The 25885-nt window shown below is 46.3% G+C and carries 20 protein-coding genes and 1 tRNA gene; 14 read left to right on the forward strand and 7 right to left on the reverse strand.

Going from position 1 to position 25885, the window contains the following annotated elements; translation table 11 throughout:
- Nucleotides 1-4: 4 nt before the first annotated feature.
- On the forward strand, nt 5-1276 hold the full coding sequence (locus EYA81_RS14200; protein WP_117601194.1) for a FimB/Mfa2 family fimbrial subunit: 1272 nt from the start codon (nt 5-7) through the stop codon (nt 1274-1276).
- A 30-nt stretch (nt 1277-1306) separates the two neighbouring features.
- A complete protein-coding gene (locus tag EYA81_RS14205) occupies nt 1307-4636 on the forward strand; it encodes a DUF4906 domain-containing protein (protein WP_227186494.1) in 3330 nt (1109 codons plus the stop codon).
- A 1050-nt stretch (nt 4637-5686) separates the two neighbouring features.
- Here EYA81_RS14205 and EYA81_RS14210 read toward each other — a convergent pair.
- Nucleotides 5687-5914 carry a hypothetical protein gene (locus EYA81_RS14210; protein WP_117601196.1) on the reverse strand — a complete coding sequence of 76 codons (228 nt, stop codon included), beginning with the start codon at nt 5912-5914 and terminating at the stop codon, nt 5687-5689.
- Nucleotides 5915-5979: 65 nt separating this feature from the next.
- Nucleotides 5980-6053: transfer RNA gene (locus tag EYA81_RS14215), tRNA-Ala, on the reverse strand.
- Nucleotides 6054-6156: 103 nt separating this feature from the next.
- On the opposite strand from EYA81_RS14215, the gene EYA81_RS14220 reads away from it, so the two are divergent.
- From EYA81_RS14220 to EYA81_RS14250, 7 genes are all read left to right on the forward strand, one after another.
- On the forward strand, nt 6157-6462 hold the full coding sequence (locus EYA81_RS14220; RefSeq protein WP_005826379.1) for a DUF4286 family protein: 306 nt from the start codon (nt 6157-6159) through the stop codon (nt 6460-6462).
- The gene (gene ruvC, locus EYA81_RS14225) at nt 6459-7028 is read left to right on the forward strand and encodes a crossover junction endodeoxyribonuclease RuvC (RefSeq protein WP_005826381.1); all 570 of its coding nucleotides are present in this window, start codon (nt 6459-6461) and stop codon (nt 7026-7028) included. Before EYA81_RS14220 ends, ruvC begins: the two co-directional genes overlap by 4 nt.
- Before the next feature lie 34 nt (nt 7029-7062).
- Nucleotides 7063-9060: a type I pullulanase gene (pulA, locus tag EYA81_RS14230; RefSeq protein ID WP_131225946.1), complete on the forward strand. Its 1998-nt coding sequence runs from the start codon at nt 7063-7065 to the stop codon at nt 9058-9060.
- 10 nt (nt 9061-9070) lie between these two features.
- Nucleotides 9071-10543 carry an ATP-binding cassette domain-containing protein gene (locus EYA81_RS14235; protein WP_131226437.1) on the forward strand — a complete coding sequence of 491 codons (1473 nt, stop codon included), beginning with the start codon at nt 9071-9073 and terminating at the stop codon, nt 10541-10543.
- A 102-nt stretch (nt 10544-10645) separates the two neighbouring features.
- Nucleotides 10646-11302 carry a fructose-6-phosphate aldolase gene (gene fsa, locus EYA81_RS14240; RefSeq protein ID WP_005826385.1) on the forward strand — a complete coding sequence of 219 codons (657 nt, stop codon included), beginning with the start codon at nt 10646-10648 and terminating at the stop codon, nt 11300-11302.
- A gap of 115 nt (nt 11303-11417) precedes the next feature.
- The gene (locus EYA81_RS14245) at nt 11418-13316 is read left to right on the forward strand and encodes an LTA synthase family protein (RefSeq protein ID WP_131225948.1); all 1899 of its coding nucleotides are present in this window, start codon (nt 11418-11420) and stop codon (nt 13314-13316) included.
- 47 nt (nt 13317-13363) lie between these two features.
- Complete coding sequence (locus EYA81_RS14250; RefSeq protein WP_022401654.1) at nt 13364-14050, forward strand: phosphatase PAP2 family protein; 687 nt, start codon at nt 13364-13366, stop codon at nt 14048-14050.
- Here EYA81_RS14250 and EYA81_RS14255 read toward each other — a convergent pair.
- On the reverse strand, nt 14041-16578 hold the full coding sequence (locus EYA81_RS14255; protein WP_129643859.1) for a carboxypeptidase-like regulatory domain-containing protein: 2538 nt from the start codon (nt 16576-16578) through the stop codon (nt 14041-14043). The genes EYA81_RS14250 and EYA81_RS14255 overlap by 10 nt on opposite strands.
- 217 nt (nt 16579-16795) lie before the next feature.
- Entirely contained in the window at nt 16796-17659 is an 864-nt protein-coding gene (locus EYA81_RS14260; protein WP_131225949.1) for a GLPGLI family protein, read from the reverse strand.
- Between the two features lie 215 nt (nt 17660-17874).
- Between EYA81_RS14260 and EYA81_RS14265 the strand changes: the two genes are divergently transcribed.
- Genes EYA81_RS14265 through EYA81_RS14275 form a run of 3 tightly spaced genes read left to right on the forward strand, consistent with a single transcriptional unit; the run spans nt 17875 to nt 21367 of the window.
- Nucleotides 17875-19410, forward strand: coding sequence for a sensor histidine kinase KdpD (locus EYA81_RS14265; protein ID WP_117600671.1), 1536 nt, complete (start codon nt 17875-17877; stop codon nt 19408-19410).
- Between the two features lie 45 nt (nt 19411-19455).
- Nucleotides 19456-20139 (forward strand): response regulator transcription factor, encoded by a 684-nt coding sequence (locus EYA81_RS14270; RefSeq protein ID WP_117600672.1) that lies wholly within the window; start codon nt 19456-19458, stop codon nt 20137-20139.
- A 58-nt stretch (nt 20140-20197) separates the two neighbouring features.
- The gene (locus EYA81_RS14275; protein ID WP_016273209.1) at nt 20198-21367 is read left to right on the forward strand and encodes a mechanosensitive ion channel family protein; all 1170 of its coding nucleotides are present in this window, start codon (nt 20198-20200) and stop codon (nt 21365-21367) included.
- Here EYA81_RS14275 and EYA81_RS14280 read toward each other — a convergent pair.
- Nucleotides 21364-22422 carry an endonuclease/exonuclease/phosphatase family protein gene (locus EYA81_RS14280; RefSeq protein WP_117600673.1) on the reverse strand — a complete coding sequence of 353 codons (1059 nt, stop codon included), beginning with the start codon at nt 22420-22422 and terminating at the stop codon, nt 21364-21366. The two genes, EYA81_RS14275 and EYA81_RS14280, sit on opposite strands and share 4 nt — an antisense overlap.
- 39 nt (nt 22423-22461) lie before the next feature.
- Entirely contained in the window at nt 22462-23919 is a 1458-nt protein-coding gene (locus tag EYA81_RS14285; RefSeq protein ID WP_131225951.1) for an aminoacyl-histidine dipeptidase, read from the reverse strand.
- Nucleotides 23920-24157: 238 nt separating this feature from the next.
- On the opposite strand from EYA81_RS14285, the gene EYA81_RS14290 reads away from it, so the two are divergent.
- Nucleotides 24158-24391 (forward strand): hypothetical protein, encoded by a 234-nt coding sequence (locus EYA81_RS14290; protein WP_005835814.1) that lies wholly within the window; start codon nt 24158-24160, stop codon nt 24389-24391.
- 25 nt (nt 24392-24416) lie between these two features.
- Nucleotides 24417-25019: an OmpH family outer membrane protein gene (locus EYA81_RS14295; RefSeq protein WP_131225953.1), complete on the forward strand. Its 603-nt coding sequence runs from the start codon at nt 24417-24419 to the stop codon at nt 25017-25019.
- 76 nt (nt 25020-25095) lie between these two features.
- Here EYA81_RS14295 and EYA81_RS14300 read toward each other — a convergent pair whose 3' ends face one another.
- Nucleotides 25096-25866 (reverse strand): copper homeostasis protein CutC, encoded by a 771-nt coding sequence (locus EYA81_RS14300; protein WP_131225955.1) that lies wholly within the window; start codon nt 25864-25866, stop codon nt 25096-25098.
- Nucleotides 25867-25885: the final 19 nt, after the last annotated feature.

The following is a 25885-nucleotide window of genomic DNA, read 5'->3' on the forward strand; positions in this document are numbered from 1 at the left end:
AGATATGAAAATCCTGAAATACTCATATATATGTATGTTTTCCGCAACGGCGGGGATAATGACGGCTTGTGCACCGGACGGGCAGGAAGGGATGTTTCCCGGAAAGGGAGAACCGGTGAAGGTGAAATTTTCAATCGATACAAGGGCGGCAGAAACGGATGATTTCGACTCGCAGGTGAAGACGCTCAGGGTGTATGCTTTCCAGAATGGCAGCCCGGTGGGGTATTATTATGGCGGGGAGGATGTGCCGGCTCATACTTTTAAATGGAAATTGCCGAAGGGAGAAGTCTGGTTTTATGCAGTGGCCAACGAGCAGGAGGCCGGAGAACTGCTTTGCGAAAACAAGGGAGACATTTTTGTACTGCCCGGTGAGACTGTCGGGGGAGTACATCCGGTCGAAGGCTTGGAAGTAGTGCCGGACAGACTGGAGTCTTTGACTTTCAGCCGGCTGCCGGAAGCGGAATATGTGTCGGGCGGAACGGAAACAGACAAGGATGAAACGGGAAAAAAATACCGCTCTGCCATTGTGCCAATGACCTGTAAGTATCGTGGAACAGTTACGCACGATAATCAGGAGATAAACCTGGAACTGAAACGCAGCATAGCGAAGCTACAGCTTTACTTTGCCAAGGCGGATGTGGCAGACGCCGGAGAGGGGCAGTTCTATATGGGGCGCGGGTTGTATCTCTACAATATGCCGGAATACGGGTATCTGTTTCCGAAAGAAAAGTACGAATATACGGGAGATTTCAATTTTCTGGAGGGAGCCGGTGAAAATTCCGACTCGAAGAATCAGAAGAACGGCAAGGTAATTCTGAGTGCGGGATGGCCGGAGGAACCGGAAATCGCTCCGCAAGAAGGGACACCGGAATATGAGGAGTATGAAAAGAACTTGCAGGAGAAGACCCATATCAACGAGATTAAGGCTTTGGCACATGCCGGGAATACAGACACGAAAAACTTTCAGTGGATGCCAGCCAAACCGATTTATCTGTTTGCCAACTCCAATGAAATTGCAGACCGTTATCCTGAGAATCCGCCAGCTGAGAGTTCAAGGGGATATTATCTGAAAATACTGTCGCATGAACATAAAGTGGGAAGTGACGGTACGGAAGGACATGAGGCTGATATGCAATATGTAGCTTTGCCCGAAGTGGAAGCCAACATGAACCTGCGGCTGTTTTCCGTTATTTCCATGCACGGACACGTGGCTATGACAGCACATTGGATGATTGTTCCGTGGGAAACCGGAGGCGGAGATGTGGAATTTAATTAGGCAGACGAATAACAGACAAAAATATACAGCATGATGAAAAAAACAGTGAATCATATTCTAGTGGCGGGACTGTTGGCGCTCCTGTCGCTTGCATCTTGCACCGATGAGTTCATCGAAGGAAACGACTTGCAGGGAGTAGACCGTGACAAGCGGGTGGAGGTGAGGCTTCCGTTCGGTGTGGGACGTGGCATCACTACCACGATTACAACCCGTGCGGCAGGTGGAGAGATTGATTATGACTCCCAGCTTTCGGGCGTGATGGCTTTTGTATATGAAGCGAAGAGCGACAATCCGGAAGAAAATGAGTTGTTGGCCTATCATCTGTTCTCCAATCCGTCCAATAAGCCGCTGGAAGGTGCTACCGGCGGATGGATCGCCGATAATGACGACCCTACATGCGGTGAAATCAAGTTCTATGTTCCGGTGGGTGATGTATACATCTATCTGTTGGGCAATGCGCAAAGTTCGTTCCTTAATTTCTTTCCGGGAGTATCGGGTGGGGATGCGCTGGGCACTCAGGCGGAGTTTTTTGAAAAAGCAACCCCGAAGTGGAACGGAAATATACACAGCGTAGACGGTTATCTGCCGCTTACGGGTATGGTGAACAACAATACAGGATTATGTCATGTGAACGAACAGGGACAAATCAGTTATACGGATGAAGAGGGAAAAACTCATATACTGTTGCCGGACGGTAAACACGATGAAGACAACTCGTTTGTGCTGAAACGCCTGATGAGCAAGATTACAATGAATATCAGGGAAGGTAAAGGAGTGAAGTTTACGGCGCGAGATTACACGGTTCGCCATATACCTCATTATGTGTCGCCCACCGCACAGGCGTGGACGGAAGAAGAGCGGGACCGTATCCTGGTGGAAGATGCCAAGCCGGTGAATTTCGGTTTACTGGATTCTCTCACTTTTACTATATACCTGCCGGAGAACATACGCAAGGTAAGATCCGGCGTGGAGATTACCGAATACAGGCAGCGGGATAAGGTGGTGAAGACTGCCGACAATAAAAATACGGAAGAGACCGCTCCCGATGATTTTCATGCTGATAATGCCGATAATCACAAAGGGCACTACAAGTTTGAGTTTGCTCCGAAAGCTTCTACTTATATTGAACTGACCGGATGGTTTGAAAATGCAGACAAGACGGTTGCTGCCGATGTCCGTTATTATATCCATTTGGGTAATTTCGGGAAAGACCTCAATCACTTCAGCGTGGAGCGCGACCATCACTATACGTATAATGTAACCATCAACGGAGTGGATGATATAGTGGTGGAAGTGGAAGATGAGAACGAAAAGACTCCGGGAGCGGAAGGAGTGGTGTTCAAGCATGAGGCTTTCGCACATATCGATGCCCATTTTGACCAGGTGGAGATGAAATTCATGCGGAAAGACATTGAGAATGGTGTCTATCTGTATACCGACACACCTTTCGGGGTCATGGGGGTGATGTATTATCCTAAAGGTACCCCCGACGGAGGTGCGGAAGGCAAATGTGTATCCGTGAGCAGTTTCGGTATTACCAAAGATGTGGCACAAGGCTATCTGGCGTGGCTGGAGTTTGCGAGAGAGAAGACACCGGATAACTATTTCTATAATGGAACAAAACCGGATAAAGAAAGCCCCTATCTCCTGGAATACTATCATCCTGACAAGGTGAAAAGTGTGTTCGATGCGCTCGATGAGTTTTATGCAAGCAAGGAGGATTCGGCGTACTACACCTGCTTTGTGGATGAGAACTTTTATGAGAAACATCCCGACCCGCGTATTACGGCATCGGTGCATCTGAAAGATTTTATCAACTGCAAGGACCGTATCTTCTCGCTTGCTACGGACCTCAAGTTCAGCCAAGATGGTAAGAGCGCGGTGTCGCAGTCGGTTTATACGCTGAAACAACGTTCCATTGCCTGCTTCTATGATATGAACGATGAGACTCTCAATAAATTCGGCTTGGAGTCGGTGGAAGAGCAGACGGCCATCCTGTATGAGCCAGAATCGGACCAGAGGGAAGTTTGGGACGGCAGAAAGAATACTTGGCAAAAGCTGGATGGTCAGGTTGGAAATTGTAATATACATGGTATGGAATGGGGGCTTAAAACATCACCTTTCCTATCCGGTTTTATACTGAGGAAAGATGGAAGTCTGAAGGAATCCCGACCGATTAGCGGACAGGCCGACGATCCGGTTATCATGCTGATACGTAACCGTGATTTGAACGGCAACGGCTATCTGGACGAGGAAGAACTGCGCTGGTATGTACCTGCCATAGGGCAATTGGTGGGTATGTGGCTGGGAGAGCCTGCCATGGCAAAAGAAGCCGCCTTGTGGAAAGCGTCTTTCGATATATATATAGGAGCGGAAGGGAAAGAGATAACCGACAATCCCGTACAGGGATATACGGCCAGTACACACGGTTCTTATTCCACAATATGGTCGGAACTGGGAGGATACATAAGTCATACGTATCTGAGACACATGATTAGTGTGAGGAGCTTGGGAAGCGGAGTCGTGAGTGGCAGGATGGACAGGGAAGTTTCGTCTCCTTATTACAAATACGATGAAGCAAGCCGTACGCTGGAAGTCTTTTTGGCGGACGAAGCCATGCGCTCGTTCAGTTACCGGGAGCTTCAGCCCCATAACGAACGCGATACGCAGAACCGTCTGTACAAGAAATTCCAGCTGGCACAAGAACCCATGCTGATGGATACGATTGCGGAATTTGAGTGCACTGACCCGAGTCACCTGAGATTTGATAAAGATACTCCCAGTAAGGTAACATGGACAGGTACGACATTGAAACTTATTGAGATAGACAATGTCAAACGAGATAAGTTTACCATAGCCCAAGACTATCACGAAGCAGGAGACGGAGTGACCCCCGCCGGAGCGTGGCGCTTGCCCAATGAACGCGAACTGACATTGATTCAGCTGGCATTCAACTTCTTCCAGGATGAGGACAACCTGCCTTTCTCGCCCATGGTGAAGCCGGGAGACGAGGATGCCGTAGGTGATGCTTACGGCTGGTACAACCCACTCAGTCTGACATGCGATTTAAGTGATAAAAGGAATCATAACTTTAAGCACCGGCTTTGCGCCGTGTTCCATTGCCGTACGGCGTATTCTTACAGCCGCTATTATCCCGGTAGACACGAATATACGCCTACCGGCTACATACTGAACTATTGGAAGACCGATTCGGAAGGGGAGTTGCTGAAAATTCGCCGGGTAGAAATGCATATGATGCGCTACTATTCAGATGAGAGAGGCATGGTGGAGGAAGACAAGGAAGAACGGAAAAAATACGGCAGAGCCGGTGTGTTCTGTGTGCGCGATGTGAGATACTGATCTGTAGGAATAATCGGATAGTTTTTCTTCAAAGAATCTATTCGAAAATGCCAGAGATTGTCAAATTGCATATTTGGTAAAAGATTGTGGGTTTAAGTATGCCGATGAAACATTCCATCATCGGCATACTCATTTTTTAAAAGCATACTTTTTAGCATGATTAATTTGTAAAGTATCAATAGATACGCTACACTTTTTCTTTTCGTAGGCAAATCTTAATCCGTATCTTCGTAGCATGAAAGAAGATATACGGAAAATACGGATGCGCCAAAAATGGCTTGAGCTATATGGTTAAACGGGTTCTATGACAAAGACTGCCCTTCGGCGAGGGATTTCTGTTTCACGTTATACCCTTGGATAAATCGTGAGAAAGAACAAGGCAAGTCGGATTTGTCCGATAAGTCTAAACGTCCATCAAGACTTGCCAATGTGAAGATAACACCTGAAATTGAAACCACTATCCTTAATCTGCGTGAGATGAGAAGATGGGGGAGCGCAACGGATTGCCAACTATCTGCTTAGGAAGAGAATAAAGCTCTCAGCCATGACGGTGTGGTATGTGTTAAAAAAGCATCAAGTCAAGACTGTTGTGAAACGACGTAAAAAGTCAGCCTGTACACGATACAGTAAAGAAATTCTAGGAGAGAGGGCTCAGCTGGATGTAATGAAAGTACGAAACGGGGCATACCAGTTCACAGCCATAGATGGTTGCACCCCTTTGAGAACTATTCGTGTATATCCCAATAAAAAAGCAGAAAGTACAATTCATTTTTAAATTCATAAAACATAGAAACAAGAAAACTCTTATTCAATAAGCTGTGAACAATCAAAATATATCGCGGATTGTTTTACGCTTTTAAATTCATCGGTCGGGGAACGGCCAGCGCTCTTGTCGGGACCACCCGTCCCGACAAGAATAAAAATTCGCTAATGTAGCAAATCTGTTGTTATGGCACAGATAAAACTTACATCAATGATATTTTGATTTGGTTATTAAGGATCATATTATTATTTGATTCTAGTTTAGGAAGCAGTTTACTTACTTTGGCTTTATTCTTCTCCCATTGATTGGGGTACCTTACATCTTGTAGATGTACGCACTTGTTCGTTTTTGATTTTTACTATGAAGTAAAACATTATTGATTTTGTCTCTTTAGGTTTTACTAGGTTATGGTAGGGGGGTATCTTTTGGACAAAACATTGTTTGATTTCATTGTTTGAAATCATTGTTTCAGCTTTCTTAATAGAATCATTATTTGATGTTTCAGAATGTGCCATAATAGGGTGTTCTAGGCATATAGGCATAAAATAAGACACACAACTATTGCTGTATGTCTTACTCGTGGAGCGTATGAGACTCGAACTCATCACCTCGACACTGCCAGTGTCGCGCTCTAGCCAGATGAGCTAACGCCCCGTTGCCAACGTTTGCAGGCTTGCTTTCGTTTTTGATGGTGCAAATATAATGCATTATTCTGAAATAATTGCTATGTTTGCGAAAGAATTTGAAAAAATAAGTTATGCTGATATATAATACCACTTATCATGTAGAGGAAGGAGAAGACAAAAACTTCCTGATATGGATGCAGGAACACTATCTTCCCGAGGTAGAAAAGAACGGAACATTGTATGCTCCACGTATAGCCCGTATCTTGAGTCATATTGAGGAAGGAAGCATCTGCTATTCTGTTCAGTTTGAGGTGGAAAACTCTGCCAAACTGCATCGTTGGCATCAAGAGCAAGGAGTGAAACTGAACGAGGAATTACTGAATATCTTTAAAGATAAAGTGATTGGCTTTCCTACATTGATGGAGGTAATAGTGTGATACAACCGGTCAAAGAGAAAATAATATTGGGTATAGACCCTGGTACCACCATTATGGGGTATGGAGTATTGCGTGTGGCAGGTGTCAAGCCGGAAATGATAGCCATGGGAATTATCGACCTCCGCAAATTTGGAGACCACTATCTGAAGTTACGCCATATTCATGAACGGGTACTGAGTATCATAGAGAGTTATTTGCCTGACGAGCTCGCTATTGAGGCCCCTTTCTTCGGAAAGAATGTACAGTCCATGTTGAAGTTGGGGCGTGCGCAAGGCGTAGCAATGGCAGCTGCTTTGAGTAGGGATATTCCCATTACGGAATATGCTCCTTTAAAAATAAAGATGGCCATCACCGGAAACGGACAGGCATCCAAGGAACAGGTGGCGGACATGTTGCAGCGTATGCTGCATTTTCCTAAAGAGGATATGCCTACTTTTATGGATGCAACGGACGGGCTTGCTGCTGCCTATTGTCACTTTCTGCAGATGGGGCGTCCCACGGTGGAGAAAGGCTATCATGGCTGGAAAGACTTTATTGCCAAAAATCCGGATAAGGTGAAGAAGTGATAAGAATTGAAATGTAGAATCTAAAAATAATATCATGAAATTGAATGAACTTGCTATCATTGGAGTGGCTGCAACGACGGTTGTAAGCTGCACTCCCGCGAAGACGGAGTATGCTTCGTACGAACTTTACCCTGTCCGTTCGGGTAGTCTGACAGAGATGGAATATACACCTGCTGCCACGCAATTCACATTGTGGGCACCTACGGCGGATGAAGTTCGCCTGATGTTGTTCGAAGCAGGAGACGGAGGGCATGCCTATGAAACTATTTCAATGGAATCCTCTGAAGAAGGAACTTGGAAAACTAAAGTTGAAAAGGACTTGATAGGTAAATTCTACACATTCAATGTGAAAATCAATGATAAGTGGTTGGGGGACACTCCGGGTATCAATGCCAAAGCTGTAGGGGTGAATGGAAAGCGTGCCGCCATCATCGACATGAAATCCACGGACCCCGAAGGATGGGCAGATGATAAACGTCCGGCATTGGCCTCTCCTGCCGATGTGATTCTTTATGAAATGCACCATCGTGATATGTCCATTGATCCGTCGTCGGGTATTGAGCATAAAGGAAAGTTCCTGGCATTGACAGAACAAGGAACGGTAAGTCCCGACAAGCTGGCAACCGGCATTGACCATCTGAAAGAATTGGGAGTGACACATGTACATCTCCTTCCGTCTTATGACTATGCCTCCGTTGATGAGACAAGGCTGGACGAGAACAAGTATAATTGGGGATATGATCCGCAGAACTACAATGTGCCTGACGGCTCTTATTCTACCGACCCCTACAAACCGGATGTTCGTATCCGGGAATTCAAGCAGATGGTGCAGGCTTTGCACAAAGTAGGTATCCGTGTTGTTCTGGATGTGGTGTATAACCATACTTTCAATACATCCGACAGTAATTTTGAACGTACAGTGCCGGGATACTTTTACCGTCAGCGACCGGACGGAACGTATGCAGACGGTTCGGCTTGTGGCAATGAAACTGCCAGCAACCGTCCGATGATGCGTAAATACATGATAGAGTCTGTATTACATTGGATTAATGAATATCACATTGACGGATTCCGTTTTGACCTGATGGGTATTCATGACATCGAGACAATGAACGAAATCCGTAAGGCGGCAACGTCTGTAGATCCGACTATATTTATATATGGTGAAGGATGGGCGGCATCGGCTCCACAGATGGCGGAAGATTCTCTGGCAATGAAAGCCAATACTTATAAGATGCCGGGTGTTGCTGCTTTCTCTGACGAAATGCGTGATGCTTTGCGCGGTCCGTTCAATGACAATCATCAAGGTGCTTTCCTTGCCGGATTGCCGGGAGGAGAGGAGAGTATAAAGTTTGGTATTGTAGGAGCCATCAGGCATCCGCAAGTAAATAATGACTCTGTGAATTATAGTAAGGCTCCGTGGGCGGAACAACCTACACAGATGATCAGCTATGTTTCCTGCCATGATGATATGTGCTTGGTGGATAGGCTGAAAGCAAGTATCCCGGGTATTACTCCCGTAGAATTGGCAAAGCTTGACAAACTGGCGCAAACAGCCGTATTCACTTCCCAAGGTGTACCGTTTATTTATGCCGGTGAGGAAGTGATGCGTGACAAGAAGGGAGTACACAATAGTTTTGAGAGTCCCGATTCCATCAATGCGATTGATTGGAGACGAAAGGCGGAGCATACAGATGTATTTGCTTATTATAAAGGTTTGATACAGCTTCGTAAAAAGCATCCGGCTTTCCGTATGGGTGATGCGGATTTGGTGCGTAAGCATTTGGAATTTCTACCGGTTGACGGCAGCAATGTGGTGGTTTACCGTCTGAAAGAAAATGCCAACGGTGATGCATGGGGAGATATTATAGTAGTCTTGAATGCCCGTAAGGAGCCTGCCAAACTTACCGTACCCGAAGGTAAATATACAGTGGTCTGCAAGGATGGCTTTATCAATGAACAAGGTTTGGGCACACTGTACGGCCCCGAAGTTGTTGTTCCGGCCCAATCGGCACTGATTATGTATAAATGATGATTGGATGATGCAGCAACATACAATACACATAGCGGGGGGCGTAGTACGCAACCCGCTTGTTCGTTTGACAGAGCCTGTCACCCTTGATTTTCTGGCAGGAGAACACATTGCCATTGTAGGACCGAACGGAGCCGGAAAGAGCCTCCTGGTGGATATGCTGATGGGAAAGTATCCTTTGCGTGATGGTGAGCTTACCTATGATTTCTCTCCCTCCCTCACGAAAACTGCCTATGACAATATCAAATACATTGCCTTCCGTGATACTTACGGTTCTGCCGATGCCAATTATTACTATCAACAGCGTTGGAATGCCCACGACCAGGAGGATGCTCCGCTAGTACGCGAAGTGCTGGGAGAGGTAAAAGACGATGCCTTGAGGCGGCAGCTATTTGAACTTTTCAGCATAGAGCCGATGCTTGACAAGAAAATCATTCTTCTCAGCAGTGGGGAGCTGCGCAAGTTTCAGTTGACTAAAGCTTTGCTGACTGCTCCCCGAATTCTTATCATGGACAATCCTTTCATAGGGCTGGATGCGCCTACCCGTGAACTGCTTTTTAATTTGCTGGAGCGGCTTACTCGGTTAGGCAAGTTGCAAATTGTTCTTGTGCTTTCTATGTTGGATGACATACCTTCATTTGTTACACACGTTGTGCCGGTAGAGGACATGAAGGTGGGCGAGAAGATGGAACGTGAGGAGTATGTGCAGGCATTCCGTGTGGGCAATCAGATGCGTATTCAAGAAGAGGCCGGATCGTTGGAGGAATTGCAGCGGCGTATTCTCGATTTGCCCTACGAACATGCGAATTTCACTTCGGACGAAGTGGTGAAATTGAACGGGGTTAGCATCCGTTACGATGACCGTACAATTCTGAAGGAGCTGGATTGGGCAGTGATGCGTGGTGAGAAGTGGGCGCTGAGTGGCGAGAACGGTGCCGGCAAGTCTACCTTGCTTAGTTTGGTTTGTGCGGATAATCCGCAGTCATACGCCTGCGATATCAGTCTTTTCGGACGGAAGCGCGGAACGGGGGAGAGTATTTGGGAAATCAAGAAACACATCGGTTATGTCAGTCCGGAAATGCATCGTGCTTATCTGAAGAATCTGCCTGCTATAGAGATTGTCGCTTCCGGTCTGCACGACAGCATCGGATTGTATAAGCGTCCTCATACCGAACAGATGTCGGTATGCGAGTGGTGGATGGATATTTTCGGTATTGCAGCCTTGAAAGACAAGCCTTTTCTGCAACTCTCCAGTGGAGAACAGCGTCTGGCATTATTGGCTCGTGCTTTTGTCAAGGACCCGGAACTGCTGATATTGGATGAACCGCTTCATGGACTCGATACATACAACCGCTGTCGGGTCAAGAAGATTATAGAGGCATTCTGCCATCGTCGGGATAAAACGATGATTATGGTAACCCACTATGAGAATGAATTGCCGCAAACAATTACAAACCGTTTATTCTTGAAGCGAAACCGCTGACCGGATAATATTGCGTCAGGGAAAGATAATAAAGGACTGGCGGGAACCATTTATGGTGTAAATTCGTATATTTGTAATATCAACCATCTAAACATTTATATCATGAAGTTTTTTATTGATACGGCAAATTTGGAACAGATTCGGGAGGCCTATGACTTGGGCGTACTCGACGGAGTTACCACTAATCCTTCGCTTATGGCAAAAGAAGGTATCAAAGGAGTGGAGAACCAGCGTAAGCACTATGTGGACATCTGTAATATTGTGCAAGGCGATGTAAGTGCCGAGGTGATAGCCACCGACTATGAAGGTATGATTAAAGAGGGTGAAGAATTGGCAGCCTTGAATCCGCATATCGTAGTGAAAGTGCCTTGCATTGCAGAAGGTATTAAGGCCGTTAAATACTTCTCGGGCAAAGGTATCCGTACAAATTGTACTCTGGTATTTTCTGTCGGTCAGGCATTGCTGGCAGCCAAAGCAGGTGCAACGTATGTTTCCCCGTTTGTAGGGCGTCTCGATGACATTTGTGAGGATGGCATTGCATTGGTTGCCAAGATTGTAGAGATGTACCGTTATTATGGATATACCACCCAGGTACTTGCCGCCTCTATCCGTCATACGGCACATATCATGCAGTGTATAGAGGTGGGTGCTGATGTGGCTACTTGTCCGCTTTCAGCCATCAAGGGCTTGCTCAATCATCCGTTGACCGATTCCGGTCTGAAGAAGTTCCTTGAAGATTACAAACGCGTGAACGGATAAACTTAAAATATCCTATAAGCCTATCTTTCAATGTAATTATTGACTAATATTGGTGAGAAATCGAATAAAAAGATTTATTTTTGCGCCTTATATTTAGATATACAATAAGGCACCGATGAAAGATAGGCTCATAGGATTTATTAAGACATACTGCTTGTTTGTCTGCATTTTTGTGTTGCAGAAACCACTATTTATGCTGTTTTACGAATCGCTGTACCCGGATGCCTCGTGTGCGGACTGGTTCAGTGTCATGTGGCATGGGTTACCTTTAGACCTATCTCTGGCTGGTTATCTGACAGCTATTCCCGGTTTCCTTTTCATTGCTTCGGTATGGACACTTTCCAAATCCCTTCATCGCATCTGGTGTGGCTACTTCCTCTTCATTTCTGTTCTTCTATCCATTATTTTTACTGTAGATTTAGGATTATACGAGTATTGGGGATTTCGTTTGGATGCCACACCGTTGTTCTATTTCTTTTCTTCTCCTAAAGATGCAGTGGCCAGCGTCAGTATCTGGATGGTGCTGGGGGGAATTGTTGCAATGGCTGTTTATGCTGCCGTGCTGTATGTTGTTTTCTACAGCATCTTGTTGCAGAAGAAACTGTTGCTGCAGATGAAACTGCCTTATCGTCGCCTGAAGGTGTCAGGTATATTGTTGCTGATGACGGGGCTGCTGTTTATTCCTATCCGTGGAGGCTTTACAGTATCTACCATGAATGTGGGGAAAGTCTATTTCAGTGCCGAGCAGCGTCTGAATCATGCAGCTATCAACCCTGCATTCAGTCTGATGGAATCTCTTGCCAAGCAGAAGGACTTTAGCAAGCAGTACCGTTTTATGGAAGCTGCGGAGGCCGACCGGCTTTTTAAAGACATGCTTGAACCCGCAGTTGCCGGTGGTCAAACGGAAGAGACGGATTCTGTGCAGCAATCTGCCGATTCGCTGCATACTTTATTCAATACTCAGCGTCCCGATGTACTCTTTGTGATTCTTGAGAGTTTTTCCTCCAGGTTGATGACAGCTTTGGGAGGTGAGCCGAATATTGCCATCCATCTGGATAGCTTGAGTAAGGAAGGGGTGCTCTTTACGAACTTCTACGCCAACAGTTTTCGTACGGACCGTGGACTGGTGGCTATCTTGAGTGGCTATCCTGCCCAGCCCACTACGAGTATTATGAAGTATCCCCGTAAAACGCAGTCCATTCCTGCCATTGCAGGCAGCTTGCGGAAGGCGGGTTATGGTACCAAGTATTATTATGGCGGTGATGCCGACTTTACCAATATGCGTTCCTACCTGATGTCATCGGGCTTTGAAGACATTGTTTCCGACCAGGACTTTCCCGTAACGGAACGTTTAAGTAAGTGGGGGGCGCACGACCATCTCGTATTCAACCGTCTGCTGGAAGACTTGAAAACCGAAGCTGCCGAAGGAACTGCAGAAGAGAAAACTCCTCATTTCCGTGTCTTGCAGACCTCCAGCAGCCACGAGCCTTTTGAAGTACCTTTCCGTCGTCTGGAGAATGACCGGCTGAACGCCTTTGCCTATACGGATAGTTGTGCAGGTGATTTTGTAAGACAGTTTCGTGAGCTCCCCCAGTGGAAGAATACGGTGATTGTGTTTGTTCCAGACCACTTGGGAGCTTATCCCGAACATATCGACAATTTGTCGGTAGAACGCTACCGGATACCTCTGTTGATGGTGGGCGGTGCCGTCCGAGAGCCGAGGCGCATTGACGTCTATGGCTCGCAACATGACATTGCAGCCACATTGCTGGCCCAATTGGCGCTACCCCATGAAGAGTTTGTTTTCAGTAAAGATATGCTTAATCCCGCTTCCCCTCATTTCGCGTTCTTTACCGTACCCGATGCTTTCGGTATGGTGACAGCAGACAACCAGGTGATATTCAATTGCCAGGCAGGTGCTGTGGTAGTGGATGAGGGCACGGCAAAGGGAAAGAACTTGCCGTTGGGCAAAGCCTATCTGCAGAAATTGTATGACGATATAGCAAAAAGATAAAGGAAGATAATTAAAGTATAAGAGTATAAAGTATAAGAGTATAAAGTATGACAGCACTTATGGATGTCTTGCAAGGGGCGATAGATATAGACACAAACATATTCCTTTTCATCAATGGGATGCACAACACCTTTTTCGATTACTTTATGAGTGCCTACAGCGGTAAGTGGGTCTGGGTGCCGATGTATGCTGCCATTTGGTATGTGATGCTGCGCAACTTCCATTGGAAAGTGACTTTGTTCTGCATGGTCGGTCTGGCACTCGTAATTACCATTGCCGACCAGACGGGGGCAACATTGATACGCCCGTATGTGGAACGCCTTCGTCCCGCCAATCTGGAAAATCCCATATCCGACATGGTGCATATCGTAAACGGACATCGAGGAGGGCGTTATGGATTCCCCTCCTGTCATGCTGCCAATACTTTTGGCCTGGCATTCTTTGTCTGGTTTCTTTTCCGTAAACGATGGCTCACTGTGTTTATGATGGGATGGGCGTTGCTGACCTGCTATTCACGTGTCTACTTGGGAGTGCATTATCCGGGCGATCTCATCGCGGGAACATTGGTTGGATTGATTGCCGCATACATTGTATATCGCCTTTTCCTGAAAGTCAGCGGGTATAAGACCATGAAGAAAGTCCCCCATATTTATGCTCCCATATTGGTGGGCGGATTGACGATAGTTGGGATATTGATATATTCCACGGTGATGATATTGCAGGCTCAGAACTGATGATTTATCGTCACCATTGCTTCCCTCGGACGTATATTTAGTCGTGAAGTGTAGCTTTGCGTGGTGGAATATGTTGTGTAAGCATACTCTTTTTTGTTGAACAGGTTGTTGAGGCTTGCTTCCAATCTCCATTTTTTTCTTTTATAGATAAGGGATGCATCTGCGAACACGGTGTTGAGATGTGCGTCCCCTCCTAAGTCATTCCGGTAATGCTCGCCGGATAGCCGTAGGTCTACCTGCCCGATACTGAATGTGAGATGTAGCCGTTGTACGAAGTCCAGTAACGGGGTGAGACGGGTATCACTTCCTATCTTACTGCCGCCATAGCCTAATGTGGCATGATATTCCGCTTCAAAAACATCTGCGGGCGACCAGATTATTTTAGGCTCTGCTTTCAGATAATCATAACGATAGGTCTGCAGAAGACTTTGCCGGTTACCCTCGCTGTCAGCCAGGCGGGTAAGCTGTTCGCCATTGCTGCGACTGAGTAGTAGGGTGAGTGAGGTTTTCAAATTCCAGTCGTATATACCTTTGGAGAAAGTACTGCTGAGATTCCAGCTATCGTTATGGTTCGGTAGTTCACGACGAGTGTAGACAATGGCATTTTCGGAAACACTCTGTTCGAAAAGAGTATTCCGGTTGCTGCGGCTGTAGGTTAGTGCGGCAGTGATGAAAAATTCCTGTACAGTGTTTTTGTACTCTCCGTAGAGATTGTAGGTTTGCGTGAGGCTGGTAGGGAAAAGTCCGTTGCCGTCTCGCCAGGTGCGGTAATCAGTTTGGTAGAGTCCCGGATACAAGTCGGAGAAGTCTTCTGCCGAGCGTTTCAGACTGCCATAAAGGGAGAACGTCCAATGATAATCCAGTTTATAGCGCAAATACATGGACGGATTGAAGAACAGGAACGAACGCTGTTGTGAGAAATACCGATCTGCTTTCAGAGGAAGCGAAAGTGTAGCCAGCCATTTTCCACGTTCCAGCTGGAGGTAGGGGGTAATATACAATGACAGATGCGAAGCATTGAAATCATTGGGCTGTCTTGTCGGAGTATATTTCAGGGTAGCCCGTTCTCCTTGTATTCCTGCCTTATATTGTTGGGTAAATCCATCATACTTTCGTAGATATGCGGCACTGTTATCTGTGTAGAAGTTGTGCTGGTTGAATTTACTTTTTCCTTCTTCGAGTAGTAAGGATGCAGGCTGGTAAGCATACTGTGTCGTCGAACGAAATTCCCAGGTTCCGCTTTCCCGGTTTCGGATAAGATTGAAGTAGTTTCCGGCACTTAGCTGTGACGTTTGCAGAGTTTGTCCCAGTTCCTCCGAACATCCGCGATTTATTTCTCCGTCTACGGTGAAGCGGTTGGATATATAATTCCGGCTGCTGTTATCTTCATAACGCAGTTCCAGATTAGCGATGTCACTTCTCAGACGATAATGGTAGGTTTCGTCTATTTGTATGGTATCTGTCGGTTGATAATAGATTTGGGTATTTCCCCGTTGCTGTCGGATTAGCTCATGAGTATATCCGGCTTGCAGGCGTAAGCTGCGGTCATCATTCCATTTGTACATACGGTTGCCGTTCAGGGTGTGGGTTTCATTGAATAATAAGCGATTCTTGTCTAATGGTGCGCTGATGCCCGGCTGGGAGAGAAAACCGGAAAGCGGAACTTGTTGCTGGCCATTTCCGGTCAGTTTGGTTTGCTCGTTGCTGAGGTCCTTGCCATTGTTATTTGTCTTGTAATTATAGACACTCTGTTTTCCTTTACCCAGTTGAAGGGCATTCAGTCTGCCTTCCCACAGGATTTTGTTGTTGTCACTCCATCCGGTTCCCAGAGTACCGTTTGCTATCCATTGATCGCGTGCTTTCGGATCCAGTTTCAGGTTCAATGCCACCTCATCGGAATTGATTTTTCCTTTCAAGGCCTTTACTGACTGATAGTTCTCCATGATTTCCGCACTCTTTACGGCTTTGGCACTCAGGTTGTTGTTGATTTGGTTATAACGTCCGCCTGTCACGTCCATTCCTTCCACAAAGTAGTGGTCGATGGCTTTCCCTTTATACTTAACCTGTCCGTTTTCATCTACATCCACGCCCGGAAGTTTCTTCAATACATCCTTTATGTGCACATCTTTAGATGAAGCAAACTGTGCCAAGTCATATCTCACCGTATCTTTTCGGGTATTGATACGTCCGGGACGTATTTGTACTTCTTTTAATACGATGGCTTCCGGTTGTAGGCTGAGATTCAGGATTCCTGCCGCATTGATATTCCGCATTTCTCTCTTATAGCCTAACAAAGAAATATTGAGTTGCAGCATTCCGCTATGCTTCCACGGCAAAGAAAATTGTCCTTTGGCATCGGTCAATGCATAGTCTATCGTTGTGTTTCCGCGTAATACACTAATCATTACAGCTTCCAGCGGTTGATTGGTTTCTGCATCTGTTATCTTGCCGCTCAACGTCTGTGCGTAGGTAGGCGACAAGAAACTAAAGAGAAACAGGAAAAATAGAATGATAGTTTTTTTATTCATACACTGCAATAATTGATTGTTTGGCAATTGAAGTTTGTTGAAATTTTTATACAATTATGATAATTTTATAATCCGTTGATTATCAATGTGCAAAAAGAGAATATTTAAGTATACGACTGAGTGGCATTCACTATACGACTGAATAGGGTTCAGTATACGACTGAAATGCATTCAGTATGCGATAGATTTCACGAATGCTTACGGGTGTGGAGAAATATTATCGTTCCAGTGGATTATAAGGAACGTTTTTCGGGTTCTTGGTTGCATTGCCATGTTCATCACTAACCTTAACGGTGACGTTCGGCATGCTTCCGGTGATAAATCCTACCGGATCGGCATAATAACGTTCGTGCACTTTGTTGTATGCTTTGCGGTTCATCGGTTCGTACTTCTTTCCGTCGAAAAGTATCGGCCGATATGTGTGGCATTGCTCTACACCTGTGGCAGTGAATGAATAATGCCCTTCACTGTCTTCGGCTTTCAGTATCAGTCCGGGCAGTCCGCAAAGCTTCCATGGACCTTCGCTGACGGGTATTTCTGCAGTAAACCATGCCGTCCATGTACGGCCTTTGAATTGACATTCGGCTTTGCTGCAAAGGTAGGAGAGGACACTATCGTTTTCTGCCAGTATCTTCCACTGCGGACGTTCATCCGTTTCTTCGCAACGCAGGCGCGTCATGCCTGCCACTTCATCGAGGGTCGTTACTTTTCCGGCAGGATAACCTCTGAAGGTTCGTTCGCTCAGTTTGCTTGTTCCGTATTGTTTCAGATGTTCATTAATCGTTTCCTGCGAGGCTTTATTGGCGAAGTCTACTGCCAGTACAGAGTCGCAAACATACTTGGTGTAACTGTAGAACTTAGAGAGATTTTTACCGACTTCCAGCATCATGGTTTCTTCCGTAACATTTTCCGGCTTTTCCGTATTACTGATACAGCGCGTTTCATATTGCACAAGGATTTGTGCTTCACCGATGGTATCATTCTGTATTTTCGTTCCATCAGAAACGATGATTTGTGCCTTCGCTTGTGATGCGAACAATATAGCGAGACACAGATTGAGGAAAATAATTCTTGCACTCATAGTTTTTACATTTTTAGAGGTTTTACATATTGCTTCCAGCGATTATTGTACTGCAAAACTATGCGGATTTTGCTTCAGAAGAGGCTGAAAGTTATTACTGAAATATTACTCAATGCATAATATCTGCCTCGCACGTACCTATATTTGCAAGCTAACTTCTACCTTTGCCGGTACTAAATGAAAGTCTTTCTAAGTGAGACTAAAAAAGAACAATTATGGAACAACGGATTAAGATCGTTTGGATATTCTCCATCGCATCGATACTGCTTATTACCTGCGGACAGGTCTACTGGTTGCGTAATCAGTATCAGTATATGAATGATGAACAAATCAATGGTATTTATGATTGCATCTTGCAGACCGCCCAACAGTATGACTCTATCCGTACTCCCCAACCCAAAAAGGTGCTTAGCAATACCAATATGTTCTTCTATCAGCTTAGCAAATCCATTGATTTGGAAAAGCGGACCACTATCGACGAATTAATTTTGGGTGTTCTGAAAGGGCGGGACTTGAAGAGCTTGGGCCAAAAGAATATAGAAACTCTCAAAATAGAGCAGCAGGACTCTGCCAGTACAGATGATAAAGAGAGAGAGGCAAAGCGTAGGGAATGGGCATTGGCGTTAGACACCCTTTTGCCGGAAGAGCGGCTCATTGCGAAGGATTCATTCAAAATCAATATGTCCGATAAAGATGCTCCTAATTTGAACTCTATTATTAATCTTTATCGTTTGGAGTTGGATGTGCCTTTTGCGTTGCAGCAATTTGATTCCTTGCTTGCCATACGTTTGGACAAACAAACGTTTACTACGCATCTGGTGGTTTCCGAAGATTCCATTTACCAGTGGAATGCGGAACTGAAACGGCAAGGTACATTGTTCAATCCATATATAGAAGTAATGTATCCTTATAATCCCCTGAAGCGCCAGTTTGTGCTTGTTTCCGTGAAGGTTTCACCTCATGTGGTACTTGTGCGTATGGGTTGGCAGTTAGTGGGCAGTACATGCCTGATATTTCTGCTGGGGCTTTGTCTGCTGTTTCAGATAAAAACCATCTTGAAGCAACGGCGGATAGACGAACTGCGAAAAAGCTTTGTAAACACTATGATACATGAACTGAAACGTCCCGTCCAGGCTCTGAAAATGTGTATAGCCTTTCTCAATGACAAGTCTATGCGAACAGATGAGAAAGCGATGGATGAAGTGATTCACGATTCCATGTCCGAGCTGGATAACTTGTCGGCCTATCTTTCAAAACTACGTGATATGACGCGTGCCGATGATGAACACACGCAGCTTTCCGTCCGTACATTTGATATAAAGACGAGTTTGGAAAAGCTTGTCCGGCTTTACCATGTTCCTGAGGATAAGGATGTTGCTATTGAAACCCATTTCAGTTCGGAGACTCTGGTAACGGCAGACCCGGTGCATGTTTCTAATATTATCAGTAATTTGATAGAGAACGCCGTAAAGTATTCGGGCAAGTCTGTGCATATTGTTGTAGATTGCCTTTTGCAGGATCACCAATTGACGATACGGGTGTCTGATGATGGCATCGGCATTCCGGTTTCCGAACAGAACCGTGTATTCGATAAGTTCTATCGGGGCAGTAATCTTCCCGACCGTTCGTTGCCCGGCATTGGTCTGGGGTTGAGCTATGTAAAGTTGCTGGTAGAGGCGCATCATGGAAGCATTTCTTTAAATAGTCAGGCAGGCAAGGGAACAATGATTGAAATTAATATTCCTCAATAAGTCCGTGCTAACCCGCATAATCCCTACTCTAAAATAACCAATGATATGAAAGCCTTGAAAATACTTTTTGCCGATGATGATTTGAAATATTCAATGCTGCTGAAGCGCTTTCTTGAGAAGGAAGGCTATGAAGTGACTTATGCCGGAAACGGGAAAATTGCTCTGGAACAATTTCCGCTCATAAAGCCTGATTTGGTATTGCTCGATATCAATATGCCCGGTTACAATGGCTTTGAAGTGGCTGAACGCATCCGCGAGACGGATAAACACGTCCTGATCTTTTTCCTTTCCGACCGTAGCGATAAGGCCGACCGCCTGCAAGGATTCCAACTGAAGGCGAACGATTATCTTGCCAAACCTTTCTATCCGGAAGAGCTGACAGCGCGTATCCGCGAGCGTTTCACTTCGCAGTTGTCCGGCGTGGCGGAGGATGAGATGTATGCTTTCGGCCATTCCGTATTCAATTACAGTACGAACGAGATTCGTACGGGAAATAGTAAGGTGCTGATTACTTCCCGTCAAGCCGATATCCTTCGCTTGCTGGCGCTGAATGTGAATAAGACTGTCAGTCGCGATACGTTGCTGGATGCTGTGTGGGGCACTGCCTCGTATGCCAACTCCCTTGCCTTGAATGTACAGATGTCCTATCTGCGGCGGTCGCTAAAAAACGACCCGAGCGTGAGGATTGAGTCGTTGATGAAAAAAGGGTATATGCTTGCCGTTCTCTGAAAACATCTTTATCTTTGGATTGTTATACAAACAAGACACTTCAAAAAAAAGAGAGCTTATGATGAGTTTAGGAGGATGGATGAATAAAGTCCTGATAGGTTGGGGGATAGACCCGAAGTTTGCCGATATGTTTGACGAGACGATTATTGCACTGCTGATGGTGGGGCTTTCGATAGGGCTGGACTATTTGTGCCAGGCAATCTTCGTTGGCGGTATGAAGCATTATACCCGGCGCTCTCCCCATCAGTGGAATACGTTGCTGATGAAACGCAGGGTGATACACCATTTGATACATATTCTGCCCGGAATCCTCATTTACTACCTGCTGCCCATGGCCTTTGTGCGTGGAAAGGAGATGCTTGAGTTCTCACAAAAGGTGTGTGCTGTCTATATCATTGTGGCGGTGCTGCTTACTATCAATGGCTTGTTGCTGGTGATGCTCGATGTTTATAACATGAAGGACAAGCAGAAGAACCGTCCGCTGAAAGGCTTTGTGCAGGTATTGCAAGTGCTACTGTTTTTTATCGGAGGTATCATAGTGGTTTCAGTGCTGATAGGCAAGTCTCCTATGACCTTGTTTGCCGGTCTGGGCGCATCTGCGGCTGTACTGATGCTGGTATTTAAGGACAGCATTCTGGGGTTTGTGGCCGGCGTGCAGCTCTCTGCCAACGACATGTTGCGGATAGGGGACTGGATAGCGCTGCCGGGTGGCGTTGCCAATGGAGTTGTAGAGGAGATTACGCTGAACACGGTCAAGATACGCAACTGGGACGAAACCATCTCGACCGTACCGCCGTATACCCTGGTGAACAACTCCTTCCAGAACTGGCGCGGCATGCAGGAAAGTGGCGGGCGACGGGTAAACAAGAATATCTTTCTGGATATGACTACCCTGAAGTTCTGCACTCCGGAAATGCTGGATAATATCCGCAAGGAAGTCCCCTTGATGGCCGACTATCAGCCAGCAGAAGGAGAGGTGCCAACCAATGCGCAGCTCTATCGTATCTACATCGAACGCTATTTGTGCAGCCTGCCGGTGGTGAACCAGGAGATGGACTTGATTATCAGCCAGAAGGAACCCACGACGTATGGGGTACCCATCCAGGTATATTTCTTCTCTCGCAACAAGGTATGGAAAGAGTACGAGCGCATTCAGTCCGACATCTTCGACCACTTGCTAGTGATGGTACAGAAGTTTGACTTGAAACTGTATCAGTATTCCGACTAATATATCAACCGGAACTCCGCATATACAGGCAAGTGGTCGCTGTATCCTCCTTGATACTTCATCCCGTAGTAGGTGCGGAAGGGTTGCTGCCCTCCGTATTTCTTGTCTCTTGTCAGTAGGAAGGGCAGGCAGAATACGTCTGTCTTCGCTTCCTCTGTATATAGCGGTGCGTGTTCTTGCAGCAACGTACCTGATACGATGATGTGGTCTAGTAATCCCCATTCTCCTTGATACTTGTAGCTGCCGAAGTGCTTGCGTGTTTTGGCTTTTCCTGCTAGTAGATGGTAAAGTTTTTGTGGACGTAGAGAGTCTTGCAATGTTGACGGTGCTGCTGCCTCCAACACCTCCTTTACCGATTTATTCTCCGGATAATCGTTGAAATCCCCTAAAAGGACAATTTGCGGATGTCGGCGTATCGTGTATAGGCTGTCTATGGCATGCTTCACCTTTCGGGCAGCCAGTAGCCGGTAAGGTTCAGACTCTCTTGCCCCTCCCGAACGGGATGGGAAGTGAGCTACCAGTACATCAAGCGTATCCCGGTTCAGCAACAATCCGCTGACGTGAAGAATGTCCCGTGTGGGACGGCTATTCTTCCGGGGCTTGTCTACGGGGAGGCTCTGATAGGAAAGCAGTTTGAAAAGATTACGTTGATACAACAGCGCTACGTCGATGCCGCGTTCGTCGGGAGATTGTGTCATCACATACCGGTAGTCTGCTTCGCGCAAGGCAGAGTAGCGGGTAAGGTCGCGCATCACACTGTCATTCTCCACCTCACACAAGGCAACAAGGGCGGGCGGCGTCCATCCTCCGGTGGCGATGATGACGCGGGCTATATTATCCAGTTTCTTTCTGTATTTAGAGTAATTCCAATGCCGGGTGGCATCCGGCAGGAACTCGTAGTCATTCTTTAGTGTGTCATGTCGGGAGTCGAATAGGTTTTCTACATTGTAGCTTACTATCCGAAACGTGAGGGTATCTCTTCCTTCTTGCCCGTACAGACTGATGTACGGGCAGAGAAGGAAGAGTATAACTCCTATCTTATGGATAACGTTCATACAAACGATTCCCGTTCCCCTTTAAGGAACGCGGGATATTTATTTCACCGGAATGTGCTTCAGTATATCCAGCAGATGGTCCCAGAACTTCTGTACGGTAGGAATCAGCATCCGTTCGTCGGGAGAGTGCACACCCTGCAGGGTAGGTCCGAAGGAAATCATGTCCAGTGCCGGGTATTTGTCAAGAAACAGTCCGCATTCCAGACCTGCATGGATAGCTTTTACCTTGGCATCTACACCGAACAAACGTTTGTAGGACTCAACAGCCACTTCCAGGATTTCTGAATGCGGGTTGGGCTTCCAGCCCGGATATCCGTCGCCGAACGATACGGCTGCTCCACCCATTTCGAATACAGTACGCACCATATTGGCAATGTCTTGTTTGGAGGAGGCGGTAGAGCTGCGCTGGCTGGTCTCGATGCGGATGATATGACCGGGCTTCATCTTTACGGAGGCCAGATTGGTGGAGGTTTCCACCAGCCCCGGAATGTCTTGGCTCATGGCATACACACCGTGGGGTGCGGCATAGATGGTTTGCAGCAAGCGCTTGGCGGTATCTTTGTCAATGGCTTTGGGACGGGCTGCTTCCGATTCGAGTACGAATTGGAGGTCCGGGTCAACGACGGCATATTCTGCCTCCACTTCGGCGGCAAAGACATTCAAGTCTGTGCGCAGGGCATGCTTGTCTGCATCAGGTATGGCAATTACCGCGTATGCTTCGCGGGCAATGGCGTTGCGCAGGTTACCGCCGTCTATTTCGCAAAGGTACATGTCGTACTTCTGGGATGTCTGGCTCAGGAAGCGGTTCAGCAGCTTGTTGGCATTGCCGCGCCCCAGGTGTATGTCGCCGCCGGAGTGTCCGCCTTTCAGCCCCTTTACCTGCACTTTGCAGCAGAAATACCCTGTCGGTACGTCCACTTCCCGGTAGGTGAATTCGGCAACGGAATCTATACCTCCTGCACAGCCGATGAAGAGCTCGCCTTCATCCTCGGAATCGAGGTTCAACAGAATGTCTCCGTTCATGAAGCCTTCTTTCAGGGCGAAGGCACCGGTCAGTCCGGTCTCCTCGTCTACGGTGAAGAGGCATTCGATAGGACCGTGCTCGATGCTGTCGTCGGCAAGGATAGCCAGTTCGGTGGCTACACCGATGCCGTTGTCGGCTCCCAAGGTTGTACCTTTGGCTTTCAGCCATTCACCGTCAATTTCGGTTTCGATAGGGTCGGTCAGGAAGTCGTGCTTCACGTCGTTGTTCTTTTCACATACCATGTCGATGTGCGATTGAAGTACGACAGTCTTGCGGTTTTCCATACCCGGAGTAGCGGGTTTCTTTATCAGAACGTTTCCGGCTTCGTCCACCTTCGTTTCCAACTTATGTTTTTCTCCGAATGCTTTTAAGTAAGCAATGATTTTCTCTTCCTTCTTCGAAGGGCGCGGCACTTGGCAGATTTCCTCAAAATAGTGAAATACACCAGCCGGTTTCAAGTCTTTTTTTTCCATAATTATCTGAATTAGCGGCTGCCTTACATGTGTTTATGCAGCCTTCATTATCAATTGTCAAATATCAATTCTCCATTAAATTAACCACTTATTGCTAAATATGGTTAAATTGATTGACTATTTTATTCCCCTTTCTCTTTTTTTAGAGTAAAAAAGGCGAGTTAGTCCAACCAAAGCCCTATATTTGCACCCACAAAAATAGTAAAAACACTATTTTCATGTAACAAAATTAATGGAAATGCTTGATACAATATTGATAACTCTGTTAATAGTTGCTATTTGCATTGTTTTATTGGGTGTGAAGGTCTTTTTTGTGAAAGGCGGGAGATTCCCTAACGGGCATGTCAGTGGCAATAAGGCAATGCGCGATAGAGGTATCGGTTGCGTGCAGTCGCAGGACAGAGAAGCACAACGCAAATCCCGTTTTTCCATTGATGAACTGGAAAAAGCCTTAAACGATAGTATGAACTAATTTTAAAAAACAATATTTATCAATTATGAAGAGATTAAACTACCTCATGAACGGTCTGGCAGCTCTCGCACTGATCGTTTTATTTGCTCAATGTGCCGGCAATACTGATAAACAGACAACAAACGCTCCTGCACAAACCGGCGGATTATCGGAAATGAAAATTGCTTATGTTGAAATAGATACGCTTTTGGCAAAATACAACTATTGCATAGACTTGAATGAGGCTATGGTGAAGAAGGGCGAGAATGTCCGTCTGACATTGAACCAGAAAGCCAGCGAACTGGAGAAGCAGAAGCAGGAATTCCAGACAAAGTATCAGAACAACGCTTATCTTTCTCAGGAGAGAGCGCAGCAGGAATACAACCGCATTGCAAAGTTGGAGCAGGATTTGCAGAACCTGAGCAACAAGCTGCAGTCTGAGCTGATGAGTGAGAATGAAAAGAACAGCCTGCAACTGCGTGATTCTATCAATGCTTTCCTGAAGGAGTACAATAAGACAAAAGGTTACAGCATGATTATCAGCAATACGGGTTTTGACAACCTGCTCTATGCAGACAGTGTCTACAACATCACCCGTGAGATTCTGGATGGTCTGAATGCAAGATACTCTTCTCCGGTGAAGAAATAATATTTATCCTATGATATAAAAAAGGATGTGCTGAAAAGTACATCCTTTTTTTATAGGCCTCTCTCCCGACCCCTCTCTACGGGGGAGGGGCTAGGGGAGAGGCTTTTAATGCTCCGATTGTACGCTTTACCCGCTCCGCAGTAGTGATGGTGTGTGTGTATTCATCAATATGCACCGTTCCTCCCATAGAGACGGCGGAATTATGATAGAGCATGGAACTTTCGATATTTTCCCTGGCGGAGAAATGAAACTCGCGGATACCGGTTTCTCGGGCAATGTGGGCTATGTTGGTTTCATTCACCCCACAGCCTGCCAATAGGATGATTCGGTCTGATGCTTGTTGTTGGAGTTCTTTCAGAAGGGGAATGCCTCGCTCTGCTGTAGGTTGCTGTCCGGAAGTTAGGATGCGGTTGCATCCTAATTCGATAATATCTTCTATCGCTTTTCGTGGATTTCTGCATACATCGAAAGCACGGTGGAAGGTGACGGACATCCCTTGTGAGGCTTTCATAAGCTGCTCCATCAATGGAATGTCTACATCTCCTTCTGCCGTCAGGCAACCGAACACGACTCCGTCAGCGCCTAGGCGGCGGGCATTCTCTATGTCTTTCAGCATGATGCGCTGTTCGGTGGAGGAGTAAAGGAAGTCTCCTCCACGGGGACGGACAATGATATGCAATTTGGTCTGCTGCAATACTTCCCGTGCGATGAGGATATCGCCGTATGAGGGGGTTGTTCCTCCCTCGGGGATGCCTGCGCATAGTTCCACCCGGTCTGCTCCGCCGGCTTGTGCGGCAATACAACTCTCTACGGAGTTGGCACAAACTTCAAACTGATAATCTTTCATTTTGTAAAGTTATGGTTGT

This window comes from Bacteroides sp. A1C1 (assembly GCF_004328515.1).
GTDB lineage: Bacteria > Bacteroidota > Bacteroidia > Bacteroidales > Bacteroidaceae > Bacteroides > Bacteroides uniformis.